The 12,728-nt window shown below is 70.1% G+C and carries 10 protein-coding genes; 3 read left to right on the top strand and 7 right to left on the bottom strand.

Translation table 11 applies throughout. The annotated features are described in order from the left end of the window. Window positions 1–36 precede the first annotated feature (36 nt). The gene (locus tag ABZ345_RS00760) at window positions 37–2,799 is read left to right on the top strand and encodes an AAA domain-containing protein (RefSeq protein ID WP_359841500.1); all 2,763 of its coding nucleotides are present in this window, start codon (window positions 37–39) and stop codon (window positions 2,797–2,799) included. A 4-nt stretch (window positions 2,800–2,803) separates the two neighbouring features. Here the strand turns inward: ABZ345_RS00760 and ABZ345_RS00765 are convergent, their stop codons facing one another. Then, window positions 2,804–3,562, bottom strand: coding sequence for an SDR family NAD(P)-dependent oxidoreductase (locus ABZ345_RS00765; protein ID WP_359841502.1), 759 nt, complete (start codon window positions 3,560–3,562; stop codon window positions 2,804–2,806). 79 nt (window positions 3,563–3,641) lie between these two features. On the opposite strand from ABZ345_RS00765, the gene ABZ345_RS00770 reads away from it, so the two are divergent. Together ABZ345_RS00770 and ABZ345_RS00775 are read left to right on the top strand one after the other, a co-directional pair. Further along, window positions 3,642–4,241 carry a TetR family transcriptional regulator gene (locus ABZ345_RS00770; protein ID WP_359841504.1) on the top strand — a complete coding sequence of 200 codons (600 nt, stop codon included), beginning with the start codon at window positions 3,642–3,644 and terminating at the stop codon, window positions 4,239–4,241. A 37-nt stretch (window positions 4,242–4,278) separates the two neighbouring features. Continuing rightward, the gene (locus ABZ345_RS00775) at window positions 4,279–4,431 is read left to right on the top strand and encodes a hypothetical protein (RefSeq protein ID WP_359841506.1); all 153 of its coding nucleotides are present in this window, start codon (window positions 4,279–4,281) and stop codon (window positions 4,429–4,431) included. A gap of 44 nt (window positions 4,432–4,475) precedes the next feature. Here the strand turns inward: ABZ345_RS00775 and ABZ345_RS00780 are convergent, their stop codons facing one another. The 6 genes from ABZ345_RS00780 to ABZ345_RS00805 all read right to left on the bottom strand — a co-directional run bounded on the left by ABZ345_RS00780 (window position 4,476) and on the right by ABZ345_RS00805 (window position 12,728). Further along, a complete protein-coding gene (locus ABZ345_RS00780) occupies window positions 4,476–5,738 on the bottom strand; it encodes a YncE family protein (protein ID WP_359841508.1) in 1,263 nt (420 codons plus the stop codon). Between the two features lie 259 nt (window positions 5,739–5,997). Continuing rightward, window positions 5,998–6,825 carry a substrate-binding domain-containing protein gene (locus ABZ345_RS00785; RefSeq protein ID WP_359841510.1) on the bottom strand — a complete coding sequence of 276 codons (828 nt, stop codon included), beginning with the start codon at window positions 6,823–6,825 and terminating at the stop codon, window positions 5,998–6,000. Then, a complete protein-coding gene (locus tag ABZ345_RS00790) occupies window positions 6,825–9,278 on the bottom strand; it encodes a glycoside hydrolase family 2 protein (RefSeq protein WP_359841512.1) in 2,454 nt (817 codons plus the stop codon). Before ABZ345_RS00790 ends, ABZ345_RS00785 begins: the two co-directional genes overlap by 1 nt. Continuing rightward, window positions 9,275–10,030 (bottom strand): ATP-binding cassette domain-containing protein, encoded by a 756-nt coding sequence (locus ABZ345_RS00795; RefSeq protein ID WP_359841514.1) that lies wholly within the window; start codon window positions 10,028–10,030, stop codon window positions 9,275–9,277. The genes ABZ345_RS00790 and ABZ345_RS00795 overlap by 4 nt, the downstream gene beginning before the upstream one ends. Beyond that, window positions 10,027–11,733, bottom strand: a complete 1,707-nt coding sequence (locus ABZ345_RS00800) for a dipeptide/oligopeptide/nickel ABC transporter permease/ATP-binding protein (RefSeq protein WP_359841516.1) — start codon at window positions 11,731–11,733, stop codon at window positions 10,027–10,029. Before ABZ345_RS00800 ends, ABZ345_RS00795 begins: the two co-directional genes overlap by 4 nt. After that, a complete protein-coding gene (locus tag ABZ345_RS00805; protein WP_359841518.1) occupies window positions 11,730–12,728 on the bottom strand; it encodes an ABC transporter permease in 999 nt (332 codons plus the stop codon). The genes ABZ345_RS00800 and ABZ345_RS00805 overlap by 4 nt, the downstream gene beginning before the upstream one ends.

A 12,728-nucleotide genomic window follows, 5' to 3' on the forward strand; every position in this document is an offset into this window, starting at 1 on the left:
GGCGGCCGGTCCTGAGCGCGGTGGAAGGATGGCCGGGTGAACGTTCCGGCCGTCCTGCGCACCCTCGCCCGGTTGAGTGCGGCCGAGCAGCCGCAGAAGGTCCAGCTCGACCTCTCGAAGGCGGCGGGACTGCTGTGGTTCGGCGACCACGAACCGTCGTGGCGGGCGATAACGGCGACCCAGAACGAGCAGGAGTGGACGCCGATCACCTGGACCGTGCCGAAGCAGGCACGTGACCAGGTGCAGCACCTCGCCGCGTTCGACGCGCTGCACCAGGAGGACCGGCTTCTGCGGCTGGGCTGGGCGTTCCTGGTCGGTCCCACGGAGATCGGCGGTCAGCGGCGGCGGGTGTGCCTGCCGTTGATATCACGGCCGGTGCGCCTGCACCACGGGATGGGGTCGACCTACGCGTTCCACGTCGCCGGTGACGTCGCCGTGTTCGCGTTGATCGACGACTGGGCGAAGACCGCGGAACGGGAGGCGGCGCTCGGGCCGACCGAGAAGTGGATCACCGAGACGCTGAAGGTGGCGGGGTTCGAGAACGTGCCGATCGTGCGCGACGACCCGAACACGCTGATCCACGGCCGGGAACTGGTCGTCGCGATGGGGGCCGGGCTGCACGCCGGCGAGCCCGTCGTGACCACCGAGCAGGGGTCGGCGCTGTACCAGTGGGCGACGGCGACCGGGGTCGAGGACACGGCGCTCGCCGCGTTGTACTCCTCGGATCAGGGCGTGATCGGCCACGACGAGCCGATCAGTTCCGTGTTGCCGTTGAGCCCCAGCCAGCAGCGCGCGGTCGAGAACGCCCGCCGTGCACGGATCACCGTCGTCGGAGGGCCGCCGGGAGCGGGCAAGACACACACCCTCGCCGCGTTGGCGCTGGACGCTGTCGCGGCCGGACGGTCGGTGTTGCTCGCGAGCCGTACCCGCAACGCCGCCGATGTGCTCGGTGCGGCGTTGCGTCGCGCGGGCGGGCCGGTTCCGGCGCTGTTCGGTGACTCGGAGCTGCGTCAGGGGATGGCACGGGAGCTGTCGGACGGCCTGTCCGCCACGAGCGATCCCGCGCAGCTCAAGGAACTCGACCGGGCCCGGCGCGCGGACGTCGCGGCCGTCGCGCGGGTCGAACGCACGGTCGGCGCCGCCTTGAACGACGAGGTGCTGGCGGCGGAGGCGCGGCGGCATCAGGCGTTGATGGCCGGGCACCGGACGGTGGCTCCGCGGGCGTTCGACGCCGGCGTTGATTTCGATGCACTGCATGGGCTTTTGCGGCCGCGCACGGGATTTCTGAGCGGACTGCGGACCGGGTGGGCGCTGTCGAGAGCGCGACGCCTCGCCGGAGCCGGTGAAGCATCGGCCGAGGACCTCACGGCCGCTGTGGCGGCGGCCGAGCAGACAGCCGCCCTGGTACGGCTCGGCGCCGGTGGCGGGACGACGTTCGGCGAGCTGCGGCCGTTGCTGTCCGAACAGGACAGTGAGTCTCGTGCCGCGACCGCCGCGTGGCTCAAGGAGTTCGCGGTCAGCCGTCGCGGATCGGGCGCGCGCCGGGCGGTGGCGGCGCTGGCGAAGGCGTTGCGGTCAGGACGAGCGGCGCGCCGGCGTGGGCTGGCCGAGATCGACAGCGCGGATCTCGTGGCGGCACTGCCGTTGTGGGTCGGCACGCTGTCCGACGTGGAGGACATCCTGCCGCCCGTACCGGGCATGTTCGACCTGGTGATCATCGACGAGGCGAGCCACGTCGACCAGCCGCTCGCCGCACCGGCGTTGCTGCGCGGTCGTTGCGCGGTGATCGGAGGCGATCCCCGGCAGTTGCGGCACGTGTCGTTCGTGAGCGACCAGGCCGTGCAGGCGGCGGTCGACGCCGAGGGCACCCAGGACCTGCGCGACCGCCTCGACGTGCCGAAGGTGAGCCTGTTCGACGCGGCCGCCGCGACCGCGGGCGTGCACTGGCTCGACGAGCACCACCGGTGCGCGCCGCACCTGATCGGGTTCGCGGCCTCGAAGTTCTACGAAGGCAAGATCGCGCTGCTGACCACGCACCCGGCGGTCGCGGACGTCGACTGCATCGACACCGAACGCGTTGCGGGCGAGCGGAACTCCAAGGGCGTCAACCAGACCGAGGTCGACGCGGTGCTCGCCCACGTGCGCAAGCGGATCGCGGCGGGCGTGCGGTCGATCGGAGTGGTGACGCCGTTCCGCGCGCAGGCCGACGCGCTGGAGGAAGCGCTGCTCGGCGAGCTGACGCTGGACGAGATCACCACGGGTGGCGTGCGCGTCGGCACGGTGCACGGCGTGCAGGGCAGCGAGTTCGACGAGGTCGTGATCAGCCTCGCGGCCGACGAGAAGCCCGGCGCGTGGCGGTTCGTCAACGACCCCAACCTGCTTGCGGTGCTGACCACCCGTGCGCGCGGCAAGGTGTACGTGATCACGTCGGCCGCCGAGCCGCCCGGTCTGGCCGGCGAGTACCTGCGGTACGCGGACGTGCAGCCCACGGAGACCGCCGGGGTCGAGCCGGCGGATGCCTGGACGGCGCGGCTGGCCGAGGAGCTCAGGGCCGCGGGGCTGACCGTGCGGACGGGATATCCGGTGGGGCAGTGGCGAATCGACCTCGTGGTGGGGGAGAGGGAGAACGCGGTGGCGGTCGAGACGCGTCCGCATCCGGAAGGGGCGCAGGGACATCTCGCTCGCTGGCGTGCGCTCACCCACGCGGGGTGGCAGGTGCACGACGCGTTCGGCAGCCGGTTCGATCACGATCCCGCGCGGGCGGCGGTGGAACTGGCGCAGGAGCTGGCGCCGCGCTGACCGGTCACACAGCGGACCATCCGTTGTCGACAGGCAGTACGACGCCGTTGATGTTGGCGGCGGCGTCCGAGGCGAGGAAGACGATGGCGGCGGCCTGCTCGTCGGCCTCGGAGATGCGGCCGACGTTCTGCATGTACCCGGAGAGCACCCGCGGACCGTGCCCGGCCGGGTCCGCGGTCACGGCGATGCCGGTCCTGGTGCCGCCGGGCGCGATGGCGTTGGCGCGGATGCCGGAGTCGCGGTACATGACCGCGACCGACCGGGTGAGGCCGACGAGACCGTGCTTGGAGGCGGTGTAGGCGGCACCGGCGGCACTGCCGCGCAGGCCGGCCTCCGACGCGGTGTTGACGATCGCGCCCTTGCCCTTGGCGAGCATGTGCGGCAGCGCGGCGCGGGTGAGCAGGAACGGCGCGGTGAGGTTGACCCGGATGACGCGTTCCCACTCGGCGTCGGACACGTCGGCCGCGGCGGTCATCGTGTCCATGATCCCGGCGTTGTTCACCAGGACGTCCAGGCCTCCGAACGTGTTCACCGCGGTCGCGACCACCTCGTCGGCCACTGCCTGGTCGCTGAGGTCGCCGGTTGCGGCTTTCGCGGTGCCGCCACTCGCCTCGATCTCCGCGACGACCGCGTTGGCGGCGTCGGTGTTGATGTCGGCGACCACGACGTTCGCCCCCTGTTCGGCGAAGCGCAGTGCCGCCGCCCGTCCGATGCCCGAGCCGCCGCCGGTGACGATGACGCTGCTTCCCGCGAGTCCACTCATTGATGCCTCCAGCTGCGAGTACTTTTTGTCATTGTGCGACATCTTGGCACCGTATGACAAGAAAGGGTATCGTCGGGGCATGCCGATCGGACGTCCGTCACTCACGGAGCGGCGCAAGGCCGAGACCCGCCTCGACGTCGCACGCGCGGCTGTCGGCCTGTTCGTCACCAAGGGGGTGGCCGCGACCTCGGCCGAGGAGATCGCCGCAGCGGCCGGTATCTCGTCGCGCACGCTGTGGCGGTACTTCCCGACCAAGGACAGCTGCGTGATGCCGTTGCTGACCGGCGGGATCGAGATCGCCGCGGACTGGCTGCGGTCGTGGCGCGACGACCAGGGCATGCCGGAGCTGATCGAGGTCATGCGGCAGCCCGTCCAGCTCACCGATGATCGCGCGACGATGCTGGACCTGGTGCGGCTGACCAGGACCGAACCCGGTCTGCGGGCGGTGTGGCTGGAGGCGCACCGGCAGGCGGAACCGGTGTTCGCCGAGGCGCTGGCCCGCCGCAGCGGGCTGAGCGCTCCTGACCTGACCGTCCTCGTGCACGCGGCGATGATCAACGCGGCGTTGCGGGCGGCGGTGGAGCACCACGCGTTCCAGACCGATCCCGCCGAGGACGAGCCGGGGCGGCTCGAGGTCGTGGTGAGCGAAGCGCTGCTGATCGCGGCGCGGGGGTTCTGACCCGTTGCCGCGGGACGGCCTGCGCGGTGATCAGCGGGTGAGGCCGGTCGGGGGCGACGTGGCTGAGGCGCACGTGTTGCGGGCGGCGGTGGAGCACCACGCGTTCCGGACCGATCCCGCCGAGGACGGGGCGGGGCGGCTCGAGGTTGTGCTGAGTGAGGCGCTGCTGATCGCGGCGCGGGGGTTCTGACCCGTTGCCGCAGGACGGTCGAGCGCCCCGCGGCAACGCGGTGATCAGCTGGTGGGGCCGGTCCAGTCGGCGGCGACGTGGCCGAGGCGCACGCGCTGCGGGTGGTCGCCGACAGGCACGGAGACGACCTTCTGGCCGGTGCTGAAGTCGATCGCCGTGATCTGGTCGGAGCCGCTCTCGGAGATGACGCACTGACGGCCGTCACCGCTGACGGTGGCCCAGTAGGGCTTGGAGGCCGTCACGAGCGGGCCCTGCTGCAGGGTGGCGCGGTCGACGACGGTGGCGTAGTCGTCCATCGTCCCGGCGACGCACAGCTTGCTGCCGTCGGGGTTCATCGACAGGCCGTGGTGGCGCGAGTCGTTGACGAACGTGGTGCGGTCGTCGCTGGTGTTCGAGTTCTTCGGCAGCGTCTTGACCTGGGTGACCGTGTCGGTGGCGACGTCGTACTCGACGAAGCCGTTGAAGAACGACACCTGGAAGTACAGCTTCGAGAAGTCGGGGGAGAACACCGCGGGCCGCACGGCGTTGGAGAGGTCGCTGCGGCCGAAGCCGTTCAGCTTGCCGCGCATGTCGATCGTCTTGACGACCTGGTAGGTGGCGGCGTCGACGACGGTGATGTGCCGGTCGCCCTTGAGCCAGTCCTGGTCCGGTGCGTCGAAGTTGTTGTTGACCTCGCCGATCGACATGTTCCAGATGTAGCGGCCGCCGTTGGTGAAGACGTTCTCGTGCGGCTTGTCACCGGTCTTGAAGGAGCCGAGCTGCCTGCCGGTGTTGATGTCCAGCACGTGCACGGTGTTGGAGGTCGACGCCGAGACCGCGATCCGGGCGCCGTCGGGGGAGACGGCCATGTGGTCGGAGCGGAAGCCCGACACCGGGAACCGCCACTTGACCTTGCCGGTGGCCAGGTCCAGGGACACGACGTCGGCGAAGCTGGGCCGCGAGACGACCACGGCCGAGCCGTCGGGGGTGGTGTACATGTCGTCGACGAACTGGTCGTGTCCCTCGCCGGGGCCCGACCGGATGCCGAGGAAGAACGCGAGCTTGATCGGGTTGAGGTAGATCTCGGTCAGCCGCTGGGACTTGTCGGGGATGACGTTGAGGCGGCCGATCCTGGCGAAGTCGCCGGTGGACTTGACCACGTCGGCGGTGCCGTCCCAGTTGTTGCCGACGAACATCACCTCGCGCAGCGGAGGCGCGGCGTTGGCGGAGGCGGTGACTCCGGCGGCGAGGAGCGTGGCCGCCGCGGCGGCCCTCGCCAGACGGGTGAGAGCGCTCCCGGCAGGAGATTTCCGTGCAGGGTCGGGCATAGCGTTCATCGCTGCTTCTCCGTTGAAGTCGGCGGCGCGGGACGGGGACCGTGCCGCGTCCGGGGGACTTCGCAGGGTCTCCGGAGGGGGCACGTGTCAGGGGGAGCGGGTCCAGCTCCTACCTACTGGATAGTAGGCAGGAGTGATGCCGGCCACAAGATCGAGGGCCGGAGTCAGTCGAAACTTTTTCACGTTACTGGGTCGGCCGCCGCTGGTGCGTCGAGAGACGAATCAATGTGGACCGGTTGGAGAACCGGAACTAAGCACGTGCCGTGGTCCCGCGCGGGACGTAGTGGGCGGTGGGGGACCAGCGCGGGGTGACGGGCACGCCGTCGACGAGCTCGAGCACCGACTCCGCCACCGTCACGCCGAACTGGTGCACGTCCACGCTCATCGTGGTCAAGGCCGGAGAAGCCAAGCGGCACAACGTCGAGTCGTCCCACGCGACGAGACTGAGGCGCTCCGGCACCGCGACGCCCAACGACGCGGCCGCGGCCAGGCCCGCCACGGCCATCACGTCGTTGTCGTAGAGGATCGCGGTGGGCCGTTCGGCACGACCGAGCAGCGCGGTGGTCAGCTTGGCGCCCGCCTCCTCCGAGTAGTCGCCCTCGACGATCACCGGCTCGACACCGGCTTGCCCGCACCCCGAGAGCAACGCGGCCGTGCGAGCTCTTGTGTGCAGCAAGGAAGAAGGCCCGGTGACCCTGGCGATCCGCCGATGCCCCAGCTCGAGCAGGTGCCGCAGAGCCTCGGCGACGGGACCCGCGTGATCGGTGCGCACGGCGGGCAGGTCCGGGTGATCACCCACGACCACGGCGGGCAGGCCCAGTTCGACCAGCACGGCGGGACGTGGGTCGTCCACAACGGGATTGGCCACGACGGTCACGTCGACGAGACCTCGTTGCGACCACCGGCGGTAGGCGGCGATCTCCGCCTCGTGGTCCGCCACGATGTGCAGCAGCACCGAGAGATCGCGCTCGGCCAGCCGTTCCTCGATGCCCGCGATGAACTCCATGAAGAACGGCTCGACGCCCAGCAACCGAGCGGGCCGGGCCAGCACGAGCCCGACCGCGCCGGACGAGTCCATCACGGCACCGCGCCGAGATCGTTGGCACAGCGCAGAACCAGCGGATCGGTGAAGGCGGCGGGATCGACGACGGCGTTCGTGCGGACGTGGAACACGCGGACCTCCCCGGCCAGCATCGGCACGAGCATGTCGTCCACCACGGCGTCCGGCGCGACCCGGTCGGCCAGGATGGCCACGTCCTGCGCGAACGCCTCGGCGCGCACCTCGACCTCGTAGCCGCCGCGCACCGCTTCCACCTGGGAGACAAGGGGACTCGGGTCGTACGACAGCTGCGAGTCGGGCAGGAACGGCAGGATCGCGCGCGCCTCGGCGGTGGTCGCCACCATCACCTCCGCGTCGTCGTGCGCTGGTCGCAGCAGTGGTTCGTCCAGGCCCAGTTCGACGACCGACCTGGGTGGCACTGTGCGGCGCAGTCTAGTCAGGTGCTGCGTGACGCCCCGGAAGGTCTGCCGATCCAACGTGATGTGCGCGTCCCACGGCTCGTCGTGGTCGTTCACGGCGACGAGCACGAGCTTGCCGTCACGCGGCTGGAAAGTCAGGATTCTGGGAGCGAACGCGTGCCGCAGCGCGTACCACAGCGGCTTGAGGCGTTCGTCGCTGTCGATCGCCGCCCACGACGTCACGGGCCAGCAGTCGTTGAGCTGCCAGACGACCGCGCCGGCCGTGCGCGGCCACCACGAGCGGAAGTGCTCGACGCCGAAGCCGATCGCACGGGCCTGGTTGAGCTGGGTCGCCCAGTGCCAGTCCTCGAACCGCTGGGGCACGGGCAGCTGTGCTGCGAGACCGCGGTCGAGCTTTCCGTTGCCGTCCTCGGCTTTCTGGTGGGTCAGGAAGCTCGGTGAGGACGGGGTGAGCGGCTCGTCGTGGATCCACCGGGTGAGCGTGGACCAGGCCGGCGGGCCCTGGAACCCGAACTCCGAGCAGAACCTGGGCACGTGGTCGCGGTAGTGCGTGTAGTCGACCTCGTTCCAGACCTGCCACTCGTGCCGCGTTCCGTGGTTCTCGTCGTTCGGATGCAGGCCGGGAACAGGGCTGTACGGGCTGCTGGGGCAGTAGAACCGCGTCGGGTCGAGCTCGGCGACGATCCCCGGCAGCAGTTCCTCGTAGTAGCCCAGGCCCCAGGTCCGGCCTTCCAGTTGCCAGGGCCAGCCCCAGTCCGCGAACCCCCAGAGGTTCTCGTTGCCGCCGTTCCACAACGCCAGCGAGGCGTGCGGCATGAGACGGACGACGTTCTCGCGTGCCTCGGCCTCCAGTTCGCCGCGCACCGGCTCCTCCTCCGGATACGCGGCGCAGGCGAGGGGGAAGTCCTGCCACACCAGGACTCCACGTTCGTCGCAGATGTCGTAGAAGTCGTCGGACTCGTAGATCCCGCCACCCCACACGCGCAGCAGGTTGACGTACGCGCTGGTGGCCTGGTCGATGCGTCGCTCCAGCCGGTCGCGCGTGATCCTTGTCAGGAAGTGGTCGTCGGGGATCCAGTTGGCGCCTTTGACGAAGACGGGCTTGTCGTTGACGACGACGGTGAACGGCGTGCCGATCTCGTCCGGTGTCGTGTCGACGGTGATCGTGCGGAACCCGATCCGCCGCGTCGCCCTGTCCACAACGGACGATTTCGCGAACAGCACGACGTCCAGGTCGTAGAGCGGTTGGTCGCCGTGGCCGACGGGCCACCACAGATCGGCGTCGGGGACGTCGATCCGGGCGACCACGGCCTGCTGCCCGGCAGGGACGAAGACGGTGTGCTCGCGCGAGCCCACGGTGATCTGCAGCGTCAGCGTTTCCCACGGTGCCTCGGTCCACTCGAGGCCGGCGTGGAGCTCGACGTGCCCGGTCCCGTCCGGTGAGACGGTCACGACCGGCCGCACCGAGGCGATCCGGGCGGTGTGCCAGCGGTCCAGCCGGACAGGTCGCCAGATGCCCGCGGTCTGCAGGTCCGGTCCCCAGTCCCAGCCGAAGCTGCACGCCATCTTGCGGATCATGTTGAACGGGTGGGCGTTCACGTGGGCGCGGGCGCCGAGCGCGGCCTCCGTCTTCTCGGCGTGCGCCAGCGCGGAGGAGAACGACACCGTGAGGTCGTTGCCGCCGTCGACCAGGAACTCCCGGACGTCGAAGCGGTAGCTGCGGTGCATGTTCGCGGTGTGGCCGAGCAGGTGCCCGTTGAGCTCCACGGTGGCCGTGGTGTCCAGGCCGTCGAAGACGAGATCCACCCGCTGGCCCTGCGTCACTGCGGCGGCGAGGAACGTCGTGCGATACCGCCAGTCGGCGCGGTGCATCCAGGTCAGCTCGGTCTCGGCCTGGTCGAGGAACGGGTCGGTGATCAGCCCGGACGCCAGCAGGTCGAGGTGCGTGCTGCCGGGCACGGTCGCGGGCACGGACCGGCCCCGGATGTGGTCGGGCACCTCGGTCGTCGTCGCGGTCAGCTGCCAGCCGTCGTGCAGGTACTGGCGGATCAAGGCTGTCCTCCCAGGGAGAAGCGGGATTCCGGGTTCGGCGCGGCGGCGGCCAGCCGTTGGGTGTACGGGTCCTGCGGACGGACGAGCACGTCGTCGCTCGGCCCGCGCTCCACGATCCGGCCGCGGTGCATCACCAGGACCTCGTCGGAGAAGTGCCGGGCCGTGGCGAGGTCGTGCGTGATGTAGAGGACGGCGAGGTTCTCCTCGCGCTGCAGGCGGGCCAGGAGCTTCAGCACTCCCAGGCGGATCGAGACGTCCAACATGGACACCGGCTCGTCCGCGATGATCACCTTGGCGCCCGGTGCGAGCGCGCGGGCGATGGCCACGCGTTGCCGTTGCCCGCCGGAGAGCTCGTGCGGCCGCCGGTGCGCGAAGTCCGGGGTGAGGCTGACCCGTTCGAGCAGGTGGGGCACCTCCGCGCGAGAACCTCCGTGCAGCCGCAGCGGCCGGGCTAGGTGGTGTTCGACGGTGTGGAACGGGTTGAGCGACGCGAACGGGTCCTGGAAGATCATCTGCACGTGGTCGCGGTAGTCCCGTCGCGGCACCGGTTCGCCGTCCGGGCCGGTCAGCGCGATCTCCCCGGAGGTGGGGCGGACCAGGCGGGCGATCATCCTCGCGATCGTCGACTTGCCGGACCCGGACGCGCCGACCAGCGCGACCGTGCGCCCCGCGGTGAGGGTGAACGAGACGTGGTCGACCGCGTGGATCTTGTGGAACGTCTTGGTGAGGTCGCGGACTTCCAGCGTGGTCATGTGATCAGCGCTCCTGCGTCACCGGTGAGGCTGGGGAACGAGGCCAGCAGCTGGCGCGTGTACGGGTGTTGGGGCCGCAGGTACATGTCCTCGGCGGTCGCGTACTCGACCACCTCACCGTCGCGCATCACCGCGATCCGGTCGCTGAGCTCCAGCAGCAGCGGCAGGTCGTGGGTGATGAACACGACCGCGAACCGCAGCTGGTCGCGCAACCGCACGATCTCGTTCAGGATCTCGCGCTGCACCAGGACGTCCAGCGCGGTGGTGGGCTCGTCCATGATCATCACCTGCGGGTCGAGCAGGAGTGCCATCGCGATCATCACCCGTTGCCGCATGCCGCCGGACAGCTCGTGCGGGTAGGCGCCGAGGCGGGCCGGGTCGACGCCGACGAGCCTCAGCACCTCGGCGCACCGCACCTCGCGGTCCGGCGCGGACATCGACGGCCGGTGCGTGCGCAGAACGTCCTGCAGCTGCGCGCGGATCGGGGTGACCGGGTTCAGCGAGTTCATGGCTCCCTGGAACACCATCGAGAGCCTGACCCAGCGGAACTCCCGCAGCTCCTCCGGTCCCATGGCCAGCACGTCGACGCCGTCGAACGTGACAGACCCCGACGTGACCTCGGCGGGCGGCCGGTGCAGGCGGTTGATCGCGTAGGCGAGCGTGGTCTTGCCACAGCCGGACTCCCCGGCCAGGCCGAGGATCTCGCCGCGGCGCAGGGTCAGTGACACGTCCTTCACCGCGTGCACAGGTGTCGCTGACTGGTACACGACGTTGAGGTTCCTGACCGTCAGCACGGCGTCGGGCTCGGCCGGGGTGATCTCCGCCTCCACAGCCACGACGTCCCGTTCACGCCGGGCACGATCGCGCAGCCGGGGGTTGATGATCTCGTCGATGCTGAAGTTGACCAGCGCGAGCGCACCGCCGAACAGAGCGATGATCAGCCCAGGCGGGACGAACCACCACCACGCCTCGCGTTGCAGCGCGAATCCGTTCTGGGCGTAGTAGAGCATCGTGCCGAGCGTCGACGAGTTGGCCGCGCCGAGCCCGAGGAACGACAGCCCCGCCTCGCTGAGGATCGCCAGCACCACGGCGAACACGAACTGCGAGGCCAGGATCGGCAACAGGTTCGGCAGGATCTCCACGCAGATCACCCGCCAGGTCCTCTCGCCGGACACCCGAGCAGCGGCCACGTAGTCCCTGGTGCGCAACGACAACGTCTGCGCCCGCAGCACCCGTGCCGCCGCGGCCCACCCGGTGATCGCCAGGACCAGCGAGATCGTCCCGGTGCCGCGCTGGTCGGGAGGGACGAAGCCGGCGATCACGATCACCAGTGGCAGGCCGGGAATCACCAGCATCACGTTGGAGAACAACGAGAACGCCTCGTCGAGCACTCCGCCCGCGTAGGCGCCGACGATGCCGAACACACCGGACAACACTGTCGCCATGACCCCTACGAGCAGTCCGATCAGCAGCGACCCGCGGGTGGCGTGGGCCAGCTGGGCGAGGATGTCCTGACCGGTCACCGTGGTGCCCAGGAGGTGCTCACCGCCGGGAGGGGTGAGCCCGATGTCCCTGATCGTGGCGGGGTCACCGGTGAGCAGTGGGCCGATCAGTCCGAACAGGACGATCGCACCGGCGATGCCCAGCCCGAAACCCAGCTTGGCCGACCAGCGCGGCAGCAGGCCTTGCCAGCGGCCGCTCATGACACCACGCTCCGATCCCTGGTCCGCGCGTCGATGAAGCCGTACACCAGGTCCACGACCAGGTTCGCGCCCAGCACCGCGACCGTGATCACCAGGAAGATCCCCTGCATCAGCGCGTAGTCGTTGTTCTGCACGGCCTGCAGCAGCTTCGACCCGATGCCGGGGTAGGAGAACACCAGCTCGGTGACGATCGAGCCCGACACCACGAACCCGAGCGAGATCGCGAACCCCGCGACCGACGGCAGCACCGCGTTGCGGGCCGCGTACCGGATCATGATCCGGCTGTCCCGCAGTCCCTTCGCCCGCGCGGTCAGCACGTAGTCCTCGGACATCGCCGAGACCATCATGTTGCGCATGCCCAGCAACCAGCCGCCGACCGACGAGATCACGATCGTCAGTGCGGGCAGGATGCCGTGGTAGATGGCCGAGCCGACGAACTCCCCGCTCCAGCCGGGATCGAGGACCACGTCGTAGCCGCCGTTGAGCGGGAACCAGCCCAGCCCGGTCGAGAGCAGCGCGACCAGGATGAGCGCCAGCCAGAAGTACGGCACCGCCGACAGCACCGTGGTCGCGGGCACCAGTGAGTCGAGCCAGGTCCCGCGCTTCCAGCCCACGACGGCGCCGAGCCCGACGCCGAGCAGGAACGACAGCAGCGTCGACAGACCGACCAGGACGATGGTCCACGGCAGTGAGCCCGCGATCACGTCGGACACCTTCGCCGGAAACGCGCTGACCGACACCCCGAGCTCACCGCGCAGCAGGTTGCCCAGGTAGCTGACGTACTCCTGCAGGACCGAGTCGCGGCCGCCGGTGCCGAGCAGTGTCTCGTAGGCCTTGCGGGCCGCGGGATCGACGCCGCCGCCGCGTTGCTGAAGCTTGGCCATCAGGATGTCGACGGGGTCGCCAGGCAGCATCCTGGGGATGACGAAGTTCAGCGTGACCGCCGCCCACAGGGCCGCCAGGTAGAAGGCGAGCTTGCGCAGGTAGTAGCCCAT

Source organism: Lentzea sp. NPDC005914 (assembly GCF_040629405.1).
Classification (GTDB): Bacteria; Actinomycetota; Actinomycetes; order Mycobacteriales; family Pseudonocardiaceae; genus Lentzea.